The organism is Epibacterium sp. ABV4_022 (assembly GCF_056159345.1).
The window spans coordinates 2,344,162-2,365,604 of sequence record NZ_JBSWVA010000001.1 but is presented as its reverse complement, the minus strand read 5'-3'; the positions used below and the strand labels follow the sequence as shown (position 1 = coordinate 2,365,604).

General features: G+C 62.1%; 20 protein-coding genes. 14 read left to right on the top strand and 6 right to left on the bottom strand.

The window, feature by feature from the left end; translation table 11 throughout:
* The first annotated feature begins 395 nt into the window (after window positions 1-395).
* The 3 genes from ACXAF5_RS11140 (at window position 396) to ACXAF5_RS11130 (ending at window position 4,534) form a co-directional block, all read left to right on the top strand.
* Entirely contained in the window at window positions 396-1,514 is a 1,119-nt protein-coding gene (locus tag ACXAF5_RS11140) for a porin (RefSeq protein WP_239319725.1), read from the top strand.
* Between the two features lie 306 nt (window positions 1,515-1,820).
* The gene (tig, locus tag ACXAF5_RS11135; protein ID WP_474946622.1) at window positions 1,821-3,152 is read left to right on the top strand and encodes a trigger factor; all 1,332 of its coding nucleotides are present in this window, start codon (window positions 1,821-1,823) and stop codon (window positions 3,150-3,152) included.
* 440 nt (window positions 3,153-3,592) lie between these two features.
* Window positions 3,593-4,534 (top strand): GGDEF domain-containing protein, encoded by a 942-nt coding sequence (locus ACXAF5_RS11130; protein WP_474946621.1) that lies wholly within the window; start codon window positions 3,593-3,595, stop codon window positions 4,532-4,534.
* A 71-nt stretch (window positions 4,535-4,605) separates the two neighbouring features.
* Here ACXAF5_RS11130 and ACXAF5_RS11125 read toward each other — a convergent pair whose 3' ends face one another.
* The gene (locus tag ACXAF5_RS11125) at window positions 4,606-6,570 is read right to left on the bottom strand and encodes a bifunctional 2',3'-cyclic-nucleotide 2'-phosphodiesterase/3'-nucleotidase (RefSeq protein WP_474946620.1); all 1,965 of its coding nucleotides are present in this window, start codon (window positions 6,568-6,570) and stop codon (window positions 4,606-4,608) included.
* Between the two features lie 164 nt (window positions 6,571-6,734).
* Entirely contained in the window at window positions 6,735-7,202 is a 468-nt protein-coding gene (locus tag ACXAF5_RS11120; protein WP_239319730.1) for a lytic transglycosylase domain-containing protein, read from the bottom strand.
* Between the two features lie 473 nt (window positions 7,203-7,675).
* Here ACXAF5_RS11120 and ACXAF5_RS11115 point away from each other — a divergent pair, with 473 nt between their 5' ends.
* Complete coding sequence (locus ACXAF5_RS11115) at window positions 7,676-8,521, top strand: flagellin N-terminal helical domain-containing protein (protein ID WP_474946619.1); 846 nt, start codon at window positions 7,676-7,678, stop codon at window positions 8,519-8,521.
* Window positions 8,522-8,812: 291 nt separating this feature from the next.
* The gene (locus ACXAF5_RS11110; protein WP_239359675.1) at window positions 8,813-9,664 is read left to right on the top strand and encodes a flagellin N-terminal helical domain-containing protein; all 852 of its coding nucleotides are present in this window, start codon (window positions 8,813-8,815) and stop codon (window positions 9,662-9,664) included.
* Window positions 9,665-9,776: 112 nt separating this feature from the next.
* Here the strand turns inward: ACXAF5_RS11110 and rplI are convergent, their stop codons facing one another.
* From rplI to rpsF, 3 genes are read right to left on the bottom strand one after another with little or no spacing between them, the layout of a single operon-like run.
* Window positions 9,777-10,394, bottom strand: coding sequence for a 50S ribosomal protein L9 (rplI, locus tag ACXAF5_RS11105; RefSeq protein WP_239319735.1), 618 nt, complete (start codon window positions 10,392-10,394; stop codon window positions 9,777-9,779).
* Between the two features lie 13 nt (window positions 10,395-10,407).
* The gene (rpsR, locus tag ACXAF5_RS11100) at window positions 10,408-10,635 is read right to left on the bottom strand and encodes a 30S ribosomal protein S18 (protein ID WP_005608650.1); all 228 of its coding nucleotides are present in this window, start codon (window positions 10,633-10,635) and stop codon (window positions 10,408-10,410) included.
* Between the two features lie 29 nt (window positions 10,636-10,664).
* Complete coding sequence (gene rpsF / locus ACXAF5_RS11095; protein WP_239319737.1) at window positions 10,665-11,018, bottom strand: 30S ribosomal protein S6; 354 nt, start codon at window positions 11,016-11,018, stop codon at window positions 10,665-10,667.
* A gap of 291 nt (window positions 11,019-11,309) precedes the next feature.
* Between rpsF and ACXAF5_RS11090 the strand changes: the two genes are divergently transcribed.
* The 3 genes from ACXAF5_RS11090 (at window position 11,310) to ACXAF5_RS11080 (ending at window position 13,718) form a co-directional block, all read left to right on the top strand.
* Entirely contained in the window at window positions 11,310-11,843 is a 534-nt protein-coding gene (locus ACXAF5_RS11090) for a hypothetical protein (RefSeq protein WP_239359672.1), read from the top strand.
* A gap of 239 nt (window positions 11,844-12,082) precedes the next feature.
* A complete protein-coding gene (locus ACXAF5_RS11085; RefSeq protein WP_474946618.1) occupies window positions 12,083-12,661 on the top strand; it encodes a YceI family protein in 579 nt (192 codons plus the stop codon).
* Between the two features lie 277 nt (window positions 12,662-12,938).
* Window positions 12,939-13,718, top strand: coding sequence for a type 2 periplasmic-binding domain-containing protein (locus tag ACXAF5_RS11080; protein WP_239319743.1), 780 nt, complete (start codon window positions 12,939-12,941; stop codon window positions 13,716-13,718).
* A gap of 73 nt (window positions 13,719-13,791) precedes the next feature.
* Here ACXAF5_RS11080 and ACXAF5_RS11075 read toward each other — a convergent pair whose 3' ends face one another.
* Entirely contained in the window at window positions 13,792-15,033 is a 1,242-nt protein-coding gene (locus ACXAF5_RS11075; protein WP_474946617.1) for a cytochrome b/b6 domain-containing protein, read from the bottom strand.
* A 203-nt stretch (window positions 15,034-15,236) separates the two neighbouring features.
* On the opposite strand from ACXAF5_RS11075, the gene fabD reads away from it, so the two are divergent.
* From fabD to mltG, 6 genes are all read left to right on the top strand, one after another.
* Entirely contained in the window at window positions 15,237-16,172 is a 936-nt protein-coding gene (fabD, locus tag ACXAF5_RS11070; RefSeq protein WP_474946616.1) for an ACP S-malonyltransferase, read from the top strand.
* A gap of 20 nt (window positions 16,173-16,192) precedes the next feature.
* Window positions 16,193-16,930, top strand: coding sequence for a 3-oxoacyl-[acyl-carrier-protein] reductase (fabG, locus tag ACXAF5_RS11065; protein ID WP_239319749.1), 738 nt, complete (start codon window positions 16,193-16,195; stop codon window positions 16,928-16,930).
* A gap of 384 nt (window positions 16,931-17,314) precedes the next feature.
* The gene (locus tag ACXAF5_RS11060) at window positions 17,315-17,548 is read left to right on the top strand and encodes an acyl carrier protein (protein ID WP_005645147.1); all 234 of its coding nucleotides are present in this window, start codon (window positions 17,315-17,317) and stop codon (window positions 17,546-17,548) included.
* 184 nt (window positions 17,549-17,732) lie between these two features.
* Entirely contained in the window at window positions 17,733-18,476 is a 744-nt protein-coding gene (locus ACXAF5_RS11055) for a 1-(5-phosphoribosyl)-5-[(5-phosphoribosylamino)methylideneamino]imidazole-4-carboxamide isomerase (RefSeq protein ID WP_474946615.1), read from the top strand.
* A gap of 488 nt (window positions 18,477-18,964) precedes the next feature.
* Entirely contained in the window at window positions 18,965-20,233 is a 1,269-nt protein-coding gene (gene fabF, locus ACXAF5_RS11050; RefSeq protein ID WP_474946614.1) for a beta-ketoacyl-ACP synthase II, read from the top strand.
* Window position 20,234: 1 nt separating this feature from the next.
* Window positions 20,235-21,389 carry an endolytic transglycosylase MltG gene (mltG, locus tag ACXAF5_RS11045; protein ID WP_474946613.1) on the top strand — a complete coding sequence of 385 codons (1,155 nt, stop codon included), beginning with the start codon at window positions 20,235-20,237 and terminating at the stop codon, window positions 21,387-21,389.
* Window positions 21,390-21,443 lie beyond the last annotated feature (54 nt).

Below are 21,443 nucleotides of genomic sequence, written 5' to 3'. Positions count from 1 at the left end.
TGTCGCAAAAATCGGTTTGGCGAAAGTCTCCCCCCAGATCCCTAACCAGCGGTTACCGGGGCAGGGGGGCAGCCGGGGATTTTTGTGCGGATTTGATTCGAGTGGCGCGTCGCTTTGAGGCCGTGACGATGCCGGAGGGTTGCACGCAGCGAATGGCTGCCTATTCAATAATGCAAACTTGGGTGGTTGAAATTGATCGAGCCAAACCCCAGTGGCACGATGTGCTAGGCGGAAAAGTGCCATAATTACAGCGCTCTCCACGATGTGAACTAACCCGTTCAGCTGGGTCGACTTTCAAGTCCTGTTCCCGAAATTCTTACATGATAGCTCAGGGTCCAGTCGGATCCGGGGATGGAGGATGGCCGACTGCAAATCGACTTTAGGAGACTCAGATCATGAGCACCAAAACCCTTGCGGCGGGCTCCAGCGCGCTCGCGCTGACAGCCCTCCTCGCCGCTCCTGCCGTTGCGGGCCCCACCTACACCTCGGACAATGGTGGCACCTTCCGCTGGTACGGTCAGCTCAACCTGACCTATCAGGGCTATGACGATGGCCAGGAAGACTACAACCGCTTCCTCGACAACGGCAACTCCGGGTCCCGCGTCGGCTTTTGGCTGGAGCAGCCCTTTGGCGAGAACACCCTGAAATTCCGCTTTGAAACCTCGCTGTCGCTGCGCTCGACAGATGGGGTGGACCAGAATGGTCAGGGCGACATCACCGACTGGACCCGCAGCGACCTGCGCCACGTCGACCTGCAATGGCACACCCCGCGCTACGGTACCTTCTCCATCGGTCAGGGTTCGATGGCGGCGGATGGTGCCACCGGGATCGACCTTTCCGGCACCGGTGTGGCGGCGAATACCTCCGTGGCGGATGCCGCCGGTGGCTACTTCCTGCGCAGCAGCACCGGCGCGCTGACCGGGATCGAGATCGGCGATGTCTTTGCCACCTTCGACGGCTCCCGCCGCGGCCGGGTGCGCTATGACTCGCCCGAATTCGCCGGCTTCACCGTCTCTGCGTCCTATGGTGAGGACATCCTGACCGAGGATGCGGACACCGAGCAGTATGACATCGCCCTGAACTACGAAAACGAGGATCTTGGTGATTTCACCGTGGCCGGTGCCCTGGCCGTGAGCTGGACCGACAAGGGCGGTTCCGACACGCGGGACACCATCGCCTCTGCTGCGGTTCTGCACGAGCCGACCGGCCTGTCGCTGAGTGCGGCCACCGGCGACCGCGACACCGGCGGCAACTATGGCTATGTCAAGCTGGGCTACACCGCGAATCTGGTCTCCGTCGGCGCCACCTCCTTCTCGGTGGACTATTATGACGGCTCCGATCTGGTCTCTGTCAACGACAGCGCGGAATCCTTCGGGATCGCGGCGGTGCAGAAATTCGACCGCCAGAACATCGAAGCCTATGTCGCCTACCGCGAGTATTCCTACGATGACACCTCGGCGACCACCTATCAGGACGGGTCTGCCGTTCTGGCCGGTGCCCGCTGGAAGTTCTGAGCAGAACATGTCAAGAGCGGTGCTCTGAATACGGATCGCCGGGCCGGGTGAGGGTTTTTACCTCGTGACCCGTGACTGGTTCGGTTGTTCGCATCACGCTGCGCCCCCCGGCTCCTCCCGGGGGGCGTTTGCATGTGGTCTGCGGCCCTCACGGCGTAAAAACGGGGGGAAAGCGCCGGTTTGGGGCGCTTCATGGGCGGATCGGGGCGGATGCCTCTTGCACCGCGCCGCGCGGGCCAATAGAAGGCCACAAATTGTCTGGGGGCGGAGCCTGCGCGCGCGCCCCGAATCTCTATGGGGAATATGATGCAGGTCACTGAAACTCTGAACGAAGGTCTGAAGCGCGGCTACGCGATCACCATTCCGGCAACCGAGCTGGAAGAGAAGGTCAACGCGAAACTGGCCGAAGCGCAGCCCGAGATCGAGATGAAGGGCTTCCGCAAGGGCAAGGTTCCGATGCCGCTTCTGAAAAAGCAGTTCGGTCCGCGCCTGATGGGCGAAGTCATGCAGGAAGCTGTCGATGGTGCGATGAACAAGCACTTCGAAGACTCCGGCGATCGTCCGGCGCTGCAGCCCGACGTCAAGATGACCAACGAAGACTGGAAAGAGGGCGACGACGTCAACGTCGAAATGTCCTATGAGGCGCTGCCCGAGATCCCCGAGGTCGACGTGTCCGACGTCGAGCTGGAAAAGCTGGTTGTCAAAGCCGAAGACGAAGCCGTGACCGAGGCGCTGGAAAACCTGGCATCCTCCGCACAGGAATTCGTGGCCCGCGAAGAGGGTGCCGCATCCGAGGATGGCGATCAGGTCGTGATCGACTTTGTCGGCAAGGTTGACGGCGAAGCGTTCGAAGGCGGTTCCGCCGAGGATTACCCGCTGACGCTGGGCTCCAACTCCTTCATCCCCGGCTTCGAAGAGCAGCTGGTCGGCGTGAAGTCTGGTGAGGAAAAAGACGTCACCGTGACCTTCCCAGAAGAGTATGGCGCAGAGCACCTCGCGGGCAAGGAAGCCATCTTCTCCTGCACCATCAAAGAGGTCAAAGCCCCGAAAGCGGCCGAGATCAACGACGAGCTGGCCAAGAAATTCGGTGCCGAGGATCTGGACCAGCTGAAAGGTCAGATCTCCGAGCGTCTGGAAGCGGAATATGCCGGTGCTGCCCGTCAGGTGATGAAGCGCGCCGCCCTCGACGCGCTGGCCGATCTGGTATCCTTCGACCTGCCGCCGAGCCTGGTTGAGGCCGAAGCCAAGCAGATCGCACACCAGCTGTGGCACGAGGAAAACCCGGACGTGCAGGGCCACGACCACCCGGAAATCGAGCCCACCGAAGAGCACAACAAGCTGGCCGAGCGCCGCGTGCGCCTGGGTCTGCTGCTCGCCGAAATGGGCCAGAAAGCCGAAGTCGAAGTGACCGACCAGGAAATGACCCAGGCGATCATGCAGCAGGCACGCCAGTACCCGGGCCAGGAACGCCAGTTCTTTGAGTTCATCCAGCAGAACGCCCAGATGCAGCAGCAGCTGCGTGCGCCGATCTTCGAAGACAAGGTCATCGACCTGGTATTCGATCAGGCGAAGGTCTCCGAGAAGGAAGTCTCCAAGGAAGACCTGCAAAAAGCCGTCGAGGCGCTGGAAGAAGAATAATCTCTGCTTCTTTGAGTTTTTGGAAAGAGCCGTCCGGTCCGGGCGGCTCTTTTTCTTTGTGCGACGGGGGCGTCGGCGCGGATTTTAGCGCGCGCCATCTTTGGCGCGGAGGCTGCGAATCATCTGCTCACGCAGATCGGCGCGGCTGCGATTTTGGCCCGGATATCTGCAACTGAAACCTTTCATGTTTGAAAATATTCAGTTGCTTCAACCATTTGGTGCGATTTCATCTAGTTCATTCAATTTTTTAGAGAAACCACCCCAAACGGTGGGGGCATCAATTTGCAGGTCGTGCCATTGCGGGGAAGGCATCGTTTTTTTCCCCTCATCGCCTGTCGGATTGGGGGTTTTCCTTTCCTCGCGAAAAAATCAAAAGTTGACGATATAAAAAAATTTCAAGGCAGCGCCTTCAAACGCATAAATCGTATCGGGACAGATCCATGCCAACGACCAGGATTCAGCGCCGCGTGAACATCCTTCTTGGGGCCAGCGTTGCCCTTATTTGTGCGGGTATGGTTGTGGTCAACCTGTCGCGCGGGACCTACCCGATGGCGGCCATTCTGGCGCTTGTGGTGCTGATCCTGGTGCTCGACCTCGTTGCGGCGCTGCGCCTGCAACGGCTGCCGGTCTCGATCAACCTTGTGCTCTGCCTGATCGGGGCGGCGATCGTGCTGGGGATCTGGCTGATCGGGCCGGAGACCGGTTTCTATGCTTTCCCGGCTGTGATCGGTGCCTTCCTGGTGTCGCGTGGGCTGTTCCCGCTGGTGTTCTCGCTGGTCTTCTGCGGCGGGGTTGTTTCCATGACGCTGTTCTCTGGTGGCGATTGGCCCTTTGCCATGCGGCTCTTCTTTGCGCTCAGCCTGTGCCTTGCCTTCCTGTGGTATGCCGCAATCCGCATCGACGAAGCGCAGAACCAGCTGGTCAGCGGCTGTATCCGCGACCCCCTGACCGGATGTTTCAACCGGCGCCACCTGGAGGCGGTGACCGAAATCGAGGATCTGTCCGACGCGGCCCTGATCCTGTTTGACCTCGACGATTTCAAGAGCGTCAACGACAACCTCGGTCATCCCACCGGCGACTATGTGCTGAAAGCGGTGACGATGCTGGTGCAGCAGGAATTGAGCCCCGGTGATCTCCTGTTCCGGCTGGGCGGCGAGGAGTTTCTGGTATTGCGGCCGTGCGGGGATCTGGCATCGGCACGCGCGCTTGCCGAACAGTGTCGCGCACAGCTCGAAGGCTCCGGCATTCTGAAGATGCGCAAGATCACCGCCACGTTCAGCTGCGCCGCCATCGCAGGGCAGGCCGATCTGATGCCAGCGCTGTGCCGGGCGGATGTGATGTTGCTCCGGGCCAAGCGCGACGGCCGCAATCGGGTCGCCTGACGCACAAGGGCCGCCCCGATATTTGCCGGGGCGGCCCCATTTGACCTGTCAGCCGCGGTGTCTGGCCGCGATCAGAGTTCGATCTTGAAGCGGGCAAACCCGTCCGGGCCATCGCCGGCCGGTGTGATCGGCACGCCGGGAACCGCATCCGCATAGTCCGCCGCCTTGGGGCCGGTGTCGAACAGCACCGAGGTGCCGGGCAGGGGCGCAAACCGCCAGTTGCCGTCTGCCTTGGGGCTGATGGTGCCCTGTTCCACGATATAGCGCACGATCACATCGCGGTTGGTGTCGGGGCCTTCGAACACAACGGTATCGCCCATCGCCCCGGGGAAGCTGCCACCGCCGCCAGCGCGATAGTTGTTGGTGGCAATGATGAACTCCTGCGCGGGATCAATGGGGGCACCATTGAATTCGAGGTTCACGATCCGGTTGGTGTCCGGGTTGATGACCTCGCCCTTGGAAGTGAACATCGGCGGCTGGCTCAGGTCGATCTGATAGGTCACCCCGTCGATCACATCAAAGTTGTAGCTGGGGAACTCCGGGTTCAGCAGCACCTGATCCGCCTTGCCGGGCTCAATCTGATTGAACATGCCCGCCGAGCGCTCCAGCCAGTCCTTGACCTGCTGGCCGGTGACCTTCACCGCGCGCACGGTGTTGGGATAGAGGTAGAGATCGGCGACATTCTTGATCGCCACATCGCCCACGGGGACATCGGTGTAATACTCCGGCCCGCCTCGGCCGCCAGCCTTGAACGGGGCGGCGGCGGAGAGGATTGGCAGGCCCTCATATTCCGTGCCCTTGAGCATCTGTTCGATGTACCAGGTCTGCGCGATCGACACGATCTGCACCGATGGATCATCCGCAACCAGCGCAAAATAGCTGTGCAGCGGCGCGTCCGTCTTGCCCACCGCGCGGCGCACATAGGCCAGTGTGGCGTCATGGTCTGCCTGCACCGCGTCAAGCACGCTCTGGTCGCTGTCGACAAGGGCGGTGACGCTGCGGTCCTCGTTGCGCTTGGAAATGGGCCGCGCTTCGGAGGCATGACCCACAACGCGCCAGCCGTTGCCGTCGCGTTCCAGCATCAGGTCGATCAGCCCCATATGGCTGCCCCAATAACCGCCCATGACGGCGGGGGTGCCGTGGATGGTGCCCTTGTCGGCATCCACACCCGCAAAATCCGCATAGGTGGAGGAGGGGAACACCAGATGGCTGTGTCCGGTCATGATGGCGTCAATGCCCTCAACCGCTGCCAGCGGAACCGAGGCGTTCTCCATCCCCTCGCTCAGCTCCGCAGAGCCGATGCCGGAGTGCGACAGCGCGATAATGATGTCAGCGCCTTTCTCCTTCATCTCGGGCACATAGGCGCGGGCGCAGTCGACGATGTCACGCGCCTGCACGTTGCCCTCCAGATGCTTGCGGTCCCAGTTCATCACCTGCGGCGGCACAAAGCCGATCAGGCCGATCTTGATCGGATGGGTGTTGCCAGCGCCATCGGTCAGCGTGCGCTCCAGCATCACATAGGGCGGCAGCAGCGTCTCATCCTCGCGCGGGGAGGCGCCCATCTTTTTGGCGACATTGGCACAGACCACCGGGAACCCGGCCCCGGCCAGCGATTTCATCAAAAAGGATATGCCGTAGTTGAATTCGTGATTGCCGAGGGTGGAGGCATCGTAGCCCACTGTGTTCATCGCCGTGATCACCGGATGCTGATCGCCGTCCTTCATGCCGCGTTCATAGGCGATGTAATCGCCCATCGGGTTGCCCTGCAGGAAGTCGCCATTGTCCAGCAGCAGCGTGTTGGTGGCCTCGGCGCGGATGTCGTTGATCAGGGCCGCGGTCCGGGCGAGGCCGACCGTGTCCACGGGTTTGTCGCCGTAATAGTCATAAGGAAACACATGCACGTGCAGGTCGGTGGTCTCCATCAGGCGCAGGTGCACCTGCCCGGCGGCCGCCTGAACGGAAAACGGATGCAGGGCAATCAGCCCGGCGCCGGCGCTGCCGGCAAGAAAGGACCGGCGATCAAGTTGAAGCGGCATGTTCTACTCCTTGAAATCAAATCAACCCCCGGGAGTGGGGGCCTGCGCAATGTCGTAGCCAAGTCATGTGACGGCTATATTGCAGCAGGCCAGATTTTGACCTTGTGGTCAAAGAATTTGACATCCGGGAGCGCGTATCGCGGACAGGCGATGACGGAACCGGCTCAGCGCAGGCCCGTTTCGCGCAGCATGCCACGCCGCTTCGCCTCATAGTAGTAGCCGCGCGAATAGTGTTTGACCGCCGTGTCCTGGCTGCCGTCAGAGATCAGCCAGGCGCCGCGCAGATACCGCACCGCGTATTTCAGGTTGGTATCGGCATCCAGCAGGTCCTTCGGCTGGCCCCGGAACCCCATGGAGCGCGCAGTGGCGGGCAGGATCTGCAGCAGCCCGTAATAGGGCCGGTTGGTGGCCCAGGGGCGATGGGTGCTCTCGCGCACTGCCAGCCGGTGGACCAGGCTGCGCGGCACCTCATAGTGATCGGCCCAGTAGTTGATCTTTTGCCGCAGCTCCGGGGTTTCATTCGGATAGAGGGGCGGGCTGTAGGCGCGCGTTGCCGTTTCGGTGCGTGCGCAGCCCGCCGCGGAGCTGAGGGAAAAGGCCGCCAAAGTCCAAAGCAGGTGACGACGATGCATGGGGGGCTCTTTCGATTGTTGCTGCGGCGCCAGATTAGCCGGGATTTCAGATGCAGCAAGACCCGCGCCGGCAGCAGGGCGGAGCTTTGCCGATCCCGGCGATGGCACAGCATCCTGCGTACTGTCGCCCGCGGTGCACGGGCTCAGGGGACAGTGACCCCGAGCCTGGACTGGGCTGAAGCCGGGGTTGGAGCTCTGTTTAATTTTCAGCAATAGCGCGATGAAATTGCATCTCTTTTTCGTCGATTAGGAGATCATTCAGCTGTGTTAAAATTGTAGGAATGAGGGTGGGCGGCATTAATCTCTCGGTAAGAAGATTTATGCCAGTGTAACGGTGCATCTGGTGACAGGTGGCGCTGACGCCGCGAGGCGTAAGGCAGGTTTAGGACGGGACCACTCGCCCCCGTGTAACGGGAAAACCTGAATAAAGGACAGATAACAAATCACTGTCCTGCCATTGAATAAGGTGCTCTATGTCCAGCATTCTGACCAACAACGGCGCAATGGTTGCGCTGCAAACCCTGAAGTCCGTCAACGACGACCTCAACGAAACCCAGACCAGCATCTCCACCGGTAAAGAGGTGGGCTCTGCCAAGGATAACTCCGCAGTCTGGGCGATTTCCAAGACCATGGAATCCGACATCGCCGGTTTCGAAGCGATCGAAGAAGGCCTCGCCGTGGGCGAAGCCACCGTTGCGGTTGCCTCTGCCGGTGCCGAACAGATCGTTGAAAAACTGACCGAGATGAAGGAACTGATCGTCTCCGCTCAGTCCGAGAACGTGGATCATGCCACCATCCAGACTGACATCGACTCCAAGGTTGAGCAGGTCAACGCGATCATCTCTGCGGCCCAGTTCAACGGTGCAAACCTGCTGGCCTCCGATATCGACGGCAACACCACCACGCAGATGGGCGTTCTTGCGTCGCTTGACCGCGTTGGCGCTGGCGGCGCCGTGTCTGCCGTGGAAATCACCATCGACACCGTCGACTTTGAATCCAGCCTCGACCTGGCGTCCATGACCCAGATCACCGACTCCGCTTCCGCGGCCTCCGCTCTGGGTGAGATCGAAACCTATCTGCAAACCGCCATCACCGGCGCTGCGGCTCTGGGTGCGGATGCGGCCCGTCTGGAAGACCAGTCCGAGTTCGTGGGCAACCTGGTCGACTCCATGACCCAGGGTGTGTCGACCATGACCGACACCAACATGGAAGAGGCGTCCGCCCGATTGTCGGCTCTGCAGACGCAGCAAGACCTGGCCACGCAATCGCTGACGATCGCGAATGAAGCGCCAAGTTCGCTCTTGCAGCTGTTCCGATAAGTCTCGCTGAGACACGGTAAAACAGCCGCCGGTCCCCCAGGGGGCCGGCGGTTTTTGCGTGTGGTCGCGATGCCTCGGGCAATCATCGTAAAGATCCTGCAAACAGCGGTCTTTGGCGTTAACTCCGCAGTAAGGCTTTGAGCGTATAGTTGAAGCGCATCGCGGCAGGCAGCTGCGCGGATGGCGCCGCACCCGGCAACGGGCGGCAGTGTCGGAATGGGCACGGAGCGATCCCTGAAGCGGGGTCTACACCTGCGGGACCAAAACTGTCCCATGCGATGGAACCCCATCATGTCCAGTATCCTGACGAATTCCGGGGCGATGATTGCCCTGCGCACCCTGAAGACCATCAATGGCGATCTGACCGATGTGCAGACCTCCATTTCCACCGGCAAGCGGATCGGATCGGCGAAGGACAATGCCGCCGTCTGGGCCATTGCCAAGACGATGGAATCCGATATTGCCGGTTTCCGCTCGATCGAGGAGGGGCTCGCACTGGGCGAGGCCACCGTGGCGGTTGCCTCTGCCGGAGCCGAGCAAATCGTTGAAAAACTCACCGAAATCAAGGAACTGATCGTCTCTGCCCAGTCGGAGAACGTGGATCACGACACCATTCAGACCGACATCGCCTCCAAGGTGGAGCAGGTCGAAGCGATCATTTCCGCAGCCCAGTTCAATGGCGCCAACCTGCTGGCGGCGGATCTGGATGGCAGCGGTGGCACCCAGCTGGGGGTGCTGGCCTCGCTCAACCGGGTGGGGCCGGGCGGCGCGGTGACGGCTCAGGAAATCACCATCGACTCGGTAAATTTCACCTCCAACCTCGACCTCGCCAGCAGCCTGACCACGATCACCGACACCGCCTCTGCCGCCTCGGCGCTGAGCGAAATCGAAAGCTTCCTGCAGACTGCGATCAACGGCGCCGCCGCGCTTGGGTCCTCTGCCGCGCGGCTGGAGGATCAGTCCGAATTTGTCGGCCGTCTGGTGGATTCGATGGTGCAAGGCGTCTCTGCCATGACCGATACCGATATGGAGGAAGCCTCTGCCCGACTGGCGGCCTTGCAGACCCAGCAAGAACTGGCGATCCAGGCGCTGACCATTGCCAATCAGGCGCCGCGCCTGTTGTTGCAGCTGTTCCGGCAGTAGAGACAGATCCGCGCCGGTCTGATCCCGCGCAGCACATGGACCCCGACAAGAAAAGGGCCGCCCGATGATCCGGGCGGCCCTCTATTTAGGTCACAACATCCGATCGCGGGGATCAGGCGTTGGTTTCGTCCTCTGCGGCCGGAGCCGGTGCATCGCCTTCGTCGTCGTCGGAAGCGGCGCTGCCGATGTCGTCGAAGAGTTCGGAGATTTCGAACTCTGCTGCGGCTTCTTCTTCAGCGGCCAGTTCCTGGATCGACTTGCCGGAGGCCTGCAGCTCCGCTTCCTCGGGGGAGCGCGCAACGTTCAGCTCGACGGTCACCATGACCTCGGGGTGCAGGTGCACTTCTGCGATGTGCAGGCCCAGGGTCTTGATCGGCTCACGGATGATGACCTGCTTGCGGTCCACCGAGAAGCCTTCTTCGGTTGCAACATCAGCCGCGTCACGGGTGGTGACGGAGCCATAGAGGTTGCCACCATCGGAGGCCTGACGAATCACGACGAACTGCTGGCCGTCGAGTTTCTCGCCGAGGGCTTCTGCTTCTTTCTTGGTCTCCAGGTTGCGCGCTTCAAGCTGCGCTTTCTGGGCTTCAAAAGCTGCGATGTTGGCGTCAGACGCGGTCTGCGCCTTGCCCTGCGGCAGCAGGTAGTTGCGGGCAAAGCCGGGCTTTACGTCAACGACGTCGCCCATCTGGCCGAGCTTCGCAACACGTTCAAGAAGGATAACTTGCATGGATCAGGTCTCCTTACTTCACGGCGTAGGGCAGCAGGGCGAGGAAGCGGGCGCGCTTGATAGCACGGGCCAGTTCACGCTGCTTCTTTGCCGAAACGGCGGTGATACGGGAGGGCACGATCTTGCCACGCTCAGAGATGTAGCGTTGCAGCAGACGAGTGTCCTTGTAATCGATCTTGGGCGCGTTCTCACCAGAGAACGGGCACACTTTCCGGCGGCGGAAAAATGGTTTGGCTGCCATGGTTTAGCGTCCTTTTCTCAAGCGTTAGATCAGCGGCGCTCGCGACGGTTGTCGCGTTCGTCACGTTTCTGCATCTGGACCGAGGGGCCTTCGGCGTGCTCGTCGACCTTGATGGTCAGGACGCGCATCACGTCGTCATGCAGGCGCATCAGGCGTTCCATTTCCTGAACAGCCGCTGCCGGAGCATCGGAGCGCAGGAAGGCATAGTGGCCCTTGCGGTTCTTGTTGATCTTGTAGGCCATCGTCTTGACGCCCCAGTACTCGTTGTCGACCAGCTTGCCGCCGTTGTCGGACAGAACAGCACCGAAGTGTTCGATGAGGCCTTCAGCTTGCGAGTTGGACAGGTCCTGACGCGCAATCATGACATGCTCATAGAGTGGCATGCGAACTCCTGTTTGTGTCTGGGCGCATTTCATAGGCAGGGCATAATCGCCTTCCGCTGCCCCACCACGAGAGTCTGCGCGGATCCAAAGATACGGAAGGAGGCTTCCCCTTAGACGTCTTTGTTCCCCGGCGCAAGCGGCCTGTTGCAACGGCGCGGCCGGATGGGCCGGGGGCGGGCGCGAGAATTCCCAAAGCCTGCCACACTGCCGCCCCAATCCGGCGCGAGAAATTGGTTAACAGAGTGTTAACGGCGGGTCTCACACCTGCCGGAGCTGGAAAGGATAACCGCCATGACCGCGATTGACCAGAATGTGCTCGACTTCAGCCGTGTCGCCCCGCTGGACCATGTCCCCGGCGTGCAGGCGACAGCGCCGACGCAGGTCAATATCCGGCCCGGCGGGTCCGTATCTGCCATGGTGCTGCGCCTGCTCGGCGGCTGCATGGTGTTGGCCTCCACCGGTCTCTGGCTGGTGCCCGAGGCCGGTGCGGACCCGCAGATGGCGCTGATCCGGGTCGGGATTTCGGTGTTCCTGCTGTTCTTCGGTCTGTGTCTCTTGCTGCTGCGCGAACAGACGCCGCAGCCGGAGTTCCAGTTCGACGCCCAGCGCGGCGAGATGCGGATCGAAGAGGTTCGCGCCGATGGTCGCGCGCGGGTGCTGGTGCGGCGCAGCTACGACAGTCTTGGCGCGGCGCGGTTCACCAGCAAGAGCGTGCAGCTGCTGGAGGCTGACGGCACCCTGTTGATCGAGCTGCCGCTGGAAGGGCGCGGCACGCGCAAGCTGCTGTTGACGCAGCTGCGGCCGCATCTGCGGGTGATCGGATAAGCCCGGTCCCCGCCGCCGCTGCCGTTTTGCCGCCCCACATTCTCTGACATTCGCGTGAGCCGCCCGCTTTCCCACAGGAAATTGCGGGCGATGTCATATAGATCTGCGGCGACTGCGAATAAATCCGCAGGGTCGGGTGTTCATTTTCCAACACCCGATGTTGGGTTTTGCGGACTAGCTGACGCCACCCGCATGGCCGACATTACGACCATCAAACCATGACACTGGAGCCCAGACCCATGAAAAAGATCCTGCTTGCCGCTGCATTGATCGGCACCACCGCCGCCACCTCCGCCTTTGCCGCGCCGGAAAAATACACGCTTGATGCAAGCCACAGCCAGATCCTGTTTAGCTACAACCACCTTGGCTATTCCACCACCTACGGCCTGTTTTCCGGTTTCGAGGGCGACATCATGTTCGACCAGGAAGATCCCGCGAATTCGTCGGTTTCCGTGTCGATGCCGGTGAAATCCATGCTGACCGGCTGGGAAGCCCGCTTCAACCACTTCATGTCCGATGATTTCTTCGGCGCCACCGATGACGAGATGGTGACCTTCACCTCCACCGGCATCGAAGTGACCGGCGAAGACACCGCCAAGATCACCGGCGACCTGACCCTGAACGGCGTGACCAAATCGGTGGTGCTGGATGCCAAGCTGAACCAGGCGGGCGAGCACCCGATGGCGAAAAAGCCCTGGGCCGGTTTCGACGCCACCACCACGCTGGTGCGCTCCGAATATGACCTGGGCCAGTTCGCGCCCTTCGTCGGCGACGAGGTCGAAGTGAAGATCTCCGTCGAGGCGATGAAAGCGGAATAATCCCGCCCATCGTTGTGATGCTTTTGACCATCGGTCCTGACCTCAGGGCCGGTGGTTTTCTTTGTGCCCGGGCGCTGCGGATCACGCGGACAGGGGCTGATTGCACAGGTCGCCCGCCGTTGTATCGGACGAGCGCCGGGGAACAGCAGCAACTTGATACAAATGCCCTGCGTATCGCGCATAGTTCCGGCGCGTGCGTTAAGTGATCGTTAGCCGCCGTTGGACAAGGCTCTGGGGCAGTCATTTGACCGTAGCCATCGACCCAGGAGTCTGCCCCATGTTCAATGCCCGCCCCATCCTTGCTGCCCTGACGCTTGCCGTGACCCAGATCCCGGCCTTTGCCCATGCCGAGGACCTGACCATCCTGGCCGGGGACCTGCCGCCGATGTTCAACGCGGATGGCACCGGGCGCGAGGCCGAGGTCATCACCACCGTGATGGAGCGCTGCGGTCACAGCGTCACCTTCGAGATCCAGCCCTTTACCCGGCACTGGAAAACCTATGCCAACGGCAAGGGCGACGGGGTCGCCACCGTCCCGCTCGGCATGCCGCTCGACGGGGTCCAGTCCGACGCCTACATCCAGTATCAGAACGGCGTGTCCTCGCTGTCGGAGGCGGGCGCGGGCTATGCGGATCTTTCGGCGCTTTCGGGCCAGTCGGTGATTGCCTTCATGGGCGCATCAGAGATCATCCCGGGGCTGAAGGACGCGGTGCCGAGCTTCAAGAGCTACAAGGAAATAGCCGATCAGATCGGCCAGAGCCGGATGATCTTTGGTCATCGCGTGGATGCGGTGATCGGCGACGGCATGATCTTTGCCGAATACAACCGGCAACTGCGCGAACAGGCCGACCTGATGTTCGATCCAAATCAGGACGTGACTTTTCAGGCGATCTTTGCGCCCTCTGACTACGGCATGAACTTCCGCACCGAAGCGCTGACGGAGGATTTTAACCGCTGCTATGGCGAGGCCAAGGCCGACGGGACGCTGGATGCGATCAATCAGAAATGGGCCGAACGCTATCGCGACACCCTCGGCACCCAGTATCTGGGCTACTGATCCCGCGCATCAGGATTGATTTCACCGCCGCACCCGATCCGGGGCGGCGGTGTTTCCTTGATTGCAAGTCGGGTCAGTCTGCGCGCGTTGCCGTCAGATCGACCGTGATCTCCACGCCAAAGCCCAGCGTTGCCTCATCCTGTGTGCCGGTTCCGATGTTGAAATCCAGCCGGTTCACCTCCGTGCGCCCGGACATGGTGGCTGTGTCGCCATCGAGCGTGAGGGTGAAGGGCAGGGTGGTGGGCACCGACTGGTCGCGGATGGTCAGCGTGCCCTGGGCCTCGTACTGATCACCCTCAATCTGGACGATCTCGGCGGTAAAGGTTGCGGTGGGATAGGTGTCCGCGGCGAAGTAATCCGCCCCCATCGCCTGATCGGTCACCGACCCCAGGGTCAGCGAGGGGATCGTGATCGTGACCTCCACATCGCCGGCCGGGCCGGGGGTGGCGGGCTCTTCGAAATTGATATTGGCGTTCCAGTCCGCAAACGTGCCGCTGACGGTGCTGCCCATCTGCACGACCTCGATCCCGAGGCTGCCGTCCTCAACCGCCCAGCCCGAGCCCTCTGCCGTCTGGCGCGCGGTTTCGGCCCCCGTGGCCCCTGTGGCCGAGACCGGGTGAGACTGCATGAACAGCGCGGTGCTGCCGCCGATCACCCCGATCCAGACCAGCAGTGCGGTCAGAAACGGCAGCGCGGAATGCGCCTGCGCCGGCGGTTCCGGCAGCGCACGGGTGCCGGGCGCCATCCGCAGCAGGGTGCTGTCCTTGTCGATCACATGGTGCTTCAACGCGCCCCCAACATGCGCCAGCAGCGTCGCCCCAAGCAGCAGCATGGTGTAATAATGCACGGTTGCCGAAAGCTCCGAGACCAGCTCTGATTTCGGCACCAGCGGCAGGTTCTGCCCGAACGGCCACCAGATCGGCGCAAACCCGTCGGTGGCGGCGTGGTGAATCCAGCCTGACAGCGGCACGATCACCATGGCACCATAGAGCACCCAATGCGCGGTCTCCGCGGCCCAGGTCTCCAGCTTGCGATCCGGGTGCAGCAGGCCCGGCTTTTCCTGCGTCAGCGCCCAAAGAATGCGCAGCAGCGCGGTAAAGAACACCGCAACCCCGACGGTCTTGTGCAGCGAAAACAGCAATGTGGCGCGCGCGATCATGGCCTGCGCGCCGTCGAACTCCGGGCTCTGGATCTGATGGGCCAGCTCATTGGCGAAATAGCCCAGCGGAAAGGCCGAGAGGATCAGCAGGGCGGTCAACCAGTGAAAACTCTTGGTGATCGCGCCGTAGCTGTTGGAGGTGTTGCTGCGGGACATGGGACTTGGGTCCTTGTTTTGGGGTCTGTTGTTGGCGTCAAAGGTAATAACACCGCAGCGGGGTTCAATATTCACCGCCCTTCACGGATGCACATTACCCCTGCGTGCACACGGACGTGGTATTTCGCGGCACCGAATGCTTGTACGCAACGTCAGCCCCGTCTAAACCACCGGGAACGACAGTTTCATGAATGAGGACAGCCATGTCGATCGCATTCGTTTTCCCGGGCCAGGGCGCCCAAACCATCGGAATGGGCAAGGCGCTGGCCGAGGCCTACCCGGCGGCACAGGCCGTCTTTGACGAGGTGGACGCGGCCCTGGGCGAAAGCCTGAGCAGCCTGATCTGGGAGGGCGATATCGAGACGCTGACCCTGACACAGAACGCCCAGCCCGCGCTGATGGCCACCTCCATGGCCGCGATGCGCGCGCTGGAGGCCGAGGGGGTCAGCATCGACAAGGCGGCTTTTGTGGCCGGTCACTCCTTGGGCGAATATTCCGCCCTGGCCGCCTCCGGCGCGCTCAGCCTTGCCGACACGGCACGCCTGTTGCGCACCCGGGGGCAGGCGATGCAAAGCGCCGTGCCGGTCGGTGTTGGCGCAATGGCGGCGCTCCTGGGGCTGGACTTTGAGACGGTGAAAGCCGTCGCCGCCGAGGCCGCCGCCGAGGGCGAGGTGGTGCAGGCCGCCAATGACAATGATCCCACGCAGGTGGTGGTCTCCGGCCACAAGGCCGCGGTGGAGCGTGCCGCCGAGATCGCCAAGGAAAAAGGCGCCAAACGCGCTGTGATGCTGCCGGTCTCCGCTCCCTTCCACTGCGCCCTGATGCAGCCCGCCGCCGATGTGATGGCCGAGGCACTTGCAGGCGTGGAGATCAAGGCGCCTGCGGTGCCGCTGATCGCCAATGTACGCGCTGATGCGGTCACAGATCCCGACACCATCCGCCAGCTTCTGGTGGAACAGGTCACCGGCTCGGTACGCTGGCGCGAGAGCGTCGCGGCCATGGCCGCGAAGGGCGTCACCGAATTCTGGGAAATCGGCGCGGGCAAGGCGCTTTCGGGCATGATCCGCAAGATCGACCGCGCCCTTGCCTCAAAACAGGTCGGCACCGACGCCGACGTCAAGGCCGTGAGCGGCGCATAATCCATAAGGAAGAGACAGACATGTTTGATCTGACAGGTAAGAACGCGCTGATCACAGGCGCATCCGGTGGCATCGGTGGCGACATTGCGCGCGCTCTCCACGCAGCGGGGGCGACTGTTGCGCTGTCCGGCACCCGGCCCGACCCGCTGCACGCGTTGGCCGAGGAGCTTGGCGAACGGGCGCATGTGGTGACCTGCAACCTCTCCGACGCCGAGGCCGTCGAGGCGCTGCCCAAGCAAGCCGCCGAAGTCATGGGCTCCGTTGATATCCTGATCAACAACGCCGGCATCACCAAGGACAACCTCTTCATGCGGATGAAGGACGAGGAATGGCAGAGCGTTCTGGACGTGAACCTCACCTCCACCATGCGCCTGTGCCGGGGCGTGCTGCGCGGCATGATGAAGGCGCGCTGGGGCCGGATCGTCAATATCTCCTCCATCGTTGGCGCCACGGGTAATCCCGGTCAGGGCAACTATGCCGCCTCCAAGGCCGGTATGATCGGCATGTCCAAATCGCTGGCCTATGAGGTCGCCAATCGCGGCATCACTGTGAACGCGGTTGCACCCGGGTTCATTGCCACCGCGATGACCGACAAGCTCAACGACACTCAGAAAGACGCGATCCTGACCCAGATCCCGGCGGGCCGTATGGGGGATTCGAAAGAAATCGCCGCCGCCGTGCTCTATCTGGCATCTGACGAGGCCGCCTATGTGACCGGCACCACGCTGCACGTCAACGGCGGCATGGCGATGCTCTGATCGCCACGACGGCTGATCGGGGAAAGGCCGCGCCGGAAACGGTGCGGTCTTTTTGCATGTTTTCAAACCCTTGGCTGACGTCGCGGCAGGGGGCGCTGCATCGCGGCGACACTCGGGGGTTGTTCGCCCAGCGTGCAGGGGCCAGTGTGACCGCAGGGGGCAACGGCCACGCAGGCACCGCGCTTTAACGCAACCGAAATGATTTGCGTCGGCTTGTGTCTGTGCTATAGGCCCCCCATCTTTCGTCTTGGCAGGCTGCTCGCCTTGCCAGCACGACCCGTTTCCGGACGGGACCCCACCGCCCGCTTGGGCAACAACCAACCCTCCCGAGTGGGCAAGGGCAGAACCGGGCTCTTGTGGCCCTGAAAAAAACGAGGAATAGACATGAGCGACGTCGCAGATCGCGTGAAAAAGATCGTTGTAGAGCACCTGGGTGTGGAAGAAGACAAGGTGACCGAAAGCGCCTCCTTCATCGACGACCTCGGCGCAGACAGCCTCGACACCGTTGAGCTGGTCATGGCGTTCGAAGAAGAGTTCGGCATCGAGATCCCGGACGACGCAGCCGAGACCATCCAGACCTTCGGCGACGCCGTGAAGTTCATCTCCGAAGCGTCCTGATCGGGCCTTTTCGAGAGACCTCACGATTTCGTGATTAAAGAAGCGGCGCTTTCCTGCGGAAAAGCGCCGCTTTTTGTTTGCTGGTGCAGAATTTGACGTTCGTCTCACGCAGACAAGCGATCACAAACGCGCCGCATCATGCTATGCTCATAATCATTATGAGAACAATCGGAGACGACGGAGCATGATGATTTATCCCACAATGGAACTGCTGGATGGCCGCTGCGTGACCCTGGACAAGGGGAACCTCGACGCGCCGATGATCTGGCATGTTGATCCGGTCGAAACGGCAAAGGGATTTGCCGAGGCCGGGGCCGAGTGGATGCATCTGACCGATTTCAATGCGCTGCAAGGCGACACCTCCAATGACGAGCTGGTGGCGGAAATCATCCGCACCGCGGGTGTTCCGGTCCAGCTTGGCGGCGGTATCCGCTCGCGCGAGCGGGCGGAATACTGGATCGAGAAGGGCGCCGGGCGTGTCGTCATCGGCACCATGGCCGCCTATGATCCCGCCGCGGTTGCGGAGCTGGCTAAATACCACCCGGATCAGGTCGTGCTGGCGCTGGACGTCTGGCAGGGTCAGGTGATGACCGAAGGTTGGCGCAAATCCGGCGCCTGGACGCCCGAAGCCTTTGTCGATGCCTTTGAGAATGTGCCCTTTGCCGGGATCCTGGTCACCGACATCGACAGCGACATGAGCGATCTGGACGCCCAGCTTGGTCTGATCTCCAGCCTCGCGGCGCAGGCCAAATCGCCGGTCATCGCCAGCGGCGTGGTGCGCACCGTGGATGATATCGCGCGGCTCAAGTATGTGCAGAACATCGCAGGCGCGCTGGTGGGCCGGGCCTTGTTCAACAAGACCGTCACGCTCGAAGAGGCGCTGGCCACTGCACAGCCCGAAGCCGAACCGGTGGCGGAGTTCCTCTGATCCACGCGCTGACCGGGCTGATCAGGTCGATCAGGGGTTGAAGGCGCCGGTGGGTCTGGCGTAACGGCGAATTTTTGGGGGCGGAGGCGCGACAGGCATCCGGCCCCTCTCAACCGGCGCGGCCCGATGCACGTGTCGGGGTGGTCCCTTTGGTCGCGCCCCGTCTGCGGCCATGCGGGTGATAGGACCGCAATAGAACTCACTGACTCTACAGATCCCATCCCGAACAAAACACAGGCCGCAGGCGATTTTTCACCTACGGCCTGTTTTGATGAAAGAGCCTCATGTGGGGGAACCCTGGTTCTTTGCTTCGTCCAAGGACCACTGTCCGACATCAAGCTTACCAAAGCCTTACACCCTGTGGAAAACTCGCCGAGATTTTACGCAAATCTGCCCGAAAAGCGCGGCGGGCTTCCCGCTCTTGCACATTTTGGCCATTCCAAGGTAATTGGATGGACGAATTGCTGAAGCGCTAAGGAGAGCAAGGAATGCGTCGAGTAGTTGTTACCGGACTGGGCCTGGTGACCCCCCTGGCATCCGGGGTCGAGGAAACCTGGTCGCGGCTCCTGGACGGGCAGTCCGGCGCCGGTCCGATCACCCTCTTTGATGCAGAGGCCAGCGGTGTCACCACCACCTATGCCTGCGAAGTGCCGCGCGGTGATGGCACCGAGGGCACCTTCAACCCCGATGACTGGGTGGTGAAGAAAGACCAGAAGAAGATCGACGACTTCATCCTCTACGGCATTGCTGCCGCGGAAATGGCGGTCAAGGATGCGGGCTGGACCCCCGAGGACGAGGAAAGCCTCCTGCGCACCGGCGTGATGATCGGCTCCGGCATTGGTGGGCTCAGCTCCATCGCCGACACCGCCGTGATGATCAAGGAAAAGGGCCCGCGTCGCGTCTCTCCCTTCTTTATCCCCGGCGCGCTGATCAACCTGATTTCCGGTCAGGTCTCCATCCGTCACGGCTTTAAAGGGCCGAACCACTCGGTCGTGACCGCCTGTTCCACCGGTGCGCATGCCATTGGCGACGCCTCCCGCTTGATCAAATCCGGCGACGCGGACGTGATGATCGCAGGCGGTGCCGAGGCGGCGATCTGCGAGATCGGCATCGCGGGCTTCAACGCCTGCAAGGCGCTGTCGACCAAATATGCTGATGATCCCACCAAGGCATCGCGCCCCTATGACGCGGACCGTGACGGTTTTGTCATGGGCGAGGGCGCCGGCATCGTGGTGCTGGAGGAATACGAACACGCCAAGGCACGCGGCGCCAAGATTTACGGCGAGGTTCTGGGCTACGGCCTGTCGGGCGATGCCTACCACATCACCGCCCCCTCCGAGGACGGCGAGGGCGGCGAACGCTCGATGCGCGCAGCACTGGCCAACGCGGGTTTGAGCGCGTCGGACATCGACTATATCAACGCGCATGGCACCTCCACCATGGCGGATACCATCGAGCTGGGCGCGGTCGAGCGTCTGCTGGGCGATCATGCGCAGAACGCCACCATGTCCTCGACCAAATCCGCCACCGGCCACCTCCTGGGTGCGGCGGGCGCGATCGAGGCGATCTTCTCCATCCTCGCGATCCGCGATCAGGTGGCGCCGCCGACCATCAATCTCGACACCCCCGCGGTGGAGACCCCGGTCGACCTGGCCCCCAATGCAAAACGCGAACGCGAGATCAACGTGGCGCTGTCGAACTCCTTCGGCTTTGGCGGCACCAATGCTTCGGTGGTCTTCGGGAAAGTGAGCGACTGACATGTGGCGCAGCCTGGCCTCGAACATGCTGACGATCCTGATCGTCGGCCTGTTCCTCTTCGCGGGTGTGATCCTGTGGGGCAAGAATGAATACACCTCCGATGGACCGCTGGCGGAGGCCATCTGCCTGCGCGTGCAGCCCGGATCGAACATGTCGCGCGTCAGCCGCGATCTGGAAGAGCAGGGCGCGGTGACCTCCGGCGCGATTTTCCGCATCGGCGTCAAATACTCCGACAAGGCGCAGGACCTGAAAGCGGGCAGCTTTCTGGTCGAACCCGGCGCCTCGATGGAGGGGATCGTCGATCAGATCACCCGCGGCGGCGCTTCCACCTGTGGCACCGAGATCGTCTATCGCGTCGGCGTGACTCGCGTGTTGGCCGAGGTGCGCGAGCTTGACCCCGCCACCAACGCTTTTGTGGAGCGGGCGGAGTTTGTGCCCGGCGTTGATGAGACCCCGGCGGTCTATACCGAGAAGAAGGCCGAGGCCGACACCCGCTACCGCATTGCGCTGGCCGAAGGTGTGACCAGCTGGCAGGTGGTGGAATCGCTCAAGGCGATGGACATCCTCGAAGGCGACCCCGGTCGCCGCCCGGAGGAAGGCAGCTTGGCGCCGGACAGCTATGAAATCCGCCCCGGCACCCGGCGCGAAGCGATCCTGACGGAGATGAAAGCCCGCCAGAACCAGCGGATCGCCGACGCATGGGAGGCGCGCAGCCCCGATGCGGCCGTCGAAACGCCTGAGGAGATGCTGATCCTGGCCTCGATCATCGAGAAGGAAACCGGTATTGCCGAAGAACGCGGCGTGGTGGCCTCGGTGTTCACCAACCGCCTGAAGCGCGGCATGCGCCTGCAAACCGACCCCACGGTGATCTATGGCGTCACCAAGGGCGAGGGCGTGCTGGGCCGGGGGCTGCGTCAGAGCGAACTGCGCGGTGTCACGCCCTGGAACACCTATGTGATCGAAGGTCTGCCACCGACGCCTATCGCCAACCCGGGGCTTGAGAGCCTGGTGGCGGCAGTGAACCCGGAACAGACCGACTATGTGTTCTTTGTCGCCGATGGCACCGGTGGCCATGCCTTTGCGGAAACGCTCGAAGAGCACAACCGCAACGTGGCCAAGTGGCGCGAGATCGAAGCGCAACGCAACAACAACTGAGACGACATCAAAGGGGGGCACGGCCCCCCTTTTTCTTTGCCAGCGCCTGGCTTG

Bases quoted from the DNA above. Each gene is read 5' to 3' on its own strand.
- ACXAF5_RS11140 (WP_239319725.1), top strand. From the start codon at position 396: ATGAGCACCAAAACCCTTGCGGCGGGCTCCAGCGCGCTCGCGCTGACA.
- tig (WP_474946622.1), top strand. From the start codon at position 1,821: ATGCAGGTCACTGAAACTCTGAACGAAGGTCTGAAGCGCGGCTACGCG.
- ACXAF5_RS11130 (WP_474946621.1), top strand. From the start codon at position 3,593: ATGCCAACGACCAGGATTCAGCGCCGCGTGAACATCCTTCTTGGGGCC.
- ACXAF5_RS11125 (WP_474946620.1), bottom strand. From the start codon at position 6,570: ATGCCGCTTCAACTTGATCGCCGGTCCTTTCTTGCCGGCAGCGCCGGC.
- ACXAF5_RS11120 (WP_239319730.1), bottom strand. From the start codon at position 7,202: ATGCATCGTCGTCACCTGCTTTGGACTTTGGCGGCCTTTTCCCTCAGC.
- ACXAF5_RS11115 (WP_474946619.1), top strand. From the start codon at position 7,676: ATGTCCAGCATTCTGACCAACAACGGCGCAATGGTTGCGCTGCAAACC.
- ACXAF5_RS11110 (WP_239359675.1), top strand. From the start codon at position 8,813: ATGTCCAGTATCCTGACGAATTCCGGGGCGATGATTGCCCTGCGCACC.
- rplI (WP_239319735.1), bottom strand. From the start codon at position 10,394: ATGCAAGTTATCCTTCTTGAACGTGTTGCGAAGCTCGGCCAGATGGGC.
- rpsR (WP_005608650.1), bottom strand. From the start codon at position 10,635: ATGGCAGCCAAACCATTTTTCCGCCGCCGGAAAGTGTGCCCGTTCTCT.
- rpsF (WP_239319737.1), bottom strand. From the start codon at position 11,018: ATGCCACTCTATGAGCATGTCATGATTGCGCGTCAGGACCTGTCCAAC.
- ACXAF5_RS11090 (WP_239359672.1), top strand. From the start codon at position 11,310: ATGACCGCGATTGACCAGAATGTGCTCGACTTCAGCCGTGTCGCCCCG.
- ACXAF5_RS11085 (WP_474946618.1), top strand. From the start codon at position 12,083: ATGAAAAAGATCCTGCTTGCCGCTGCATTGATCGGCACCACCGCCGCC.
- ACXAF5_RS11080 (WP_239319743.1), top strand. From the start codon at position 12,939: ATGTTCAATGCCCGCCCCATCCTTGCTGCCCTGACGCTTGCCGTGACC.
- ACXAF5_RS11075 (WP_474946617.1), bottom strand. From the start codon at position 15,033: ATGTCCCGCAGCAACACCTCCAACAGCTACGGCGCGATCACCAAGAGT.
- fabD (WP_474946616.1), top strand. From the start codon at position 15,237: ATGTCGATCGCATTCGTTTTCCCGGGCCAGGGCGCCCAAACCATCGGA.
- fabG (WP_239319749.1), top strand. From the start codon at position 16,193: ATGTTTGATCTGACAGGTAAGAACGCGCTGATCACAGGCGCATCCGGT.
- ACXAF5_RS11060 (WP_005645147.1), top strand. From the start codon at position 17,315: ATGAGCGACGTCGCAGATCGCGTGAAAAAGATCGTTGTAGAGCACCTG.
- ACXAF5_RS11055 (WP_474946615.1), top strand. From the start codon at position 17,733: ATGATGATTTATCCCACAATGGAACTGCTGGATGGCCGCTGCGTGACC.
- fabF (WP_474946614.1), top strand. From the start codon at position 18,965: ATGCGTCGAGTAGTTGTTACCGGACTGGGCCTGGTGACCCCCCTGGCA.
- mltG (WP_474946613.1), top strand. From the start codon at position 20,235: ATGTGGCGCAGCCTGGCCTCGAACATGCTGACGATCCTGATCGTCGGC.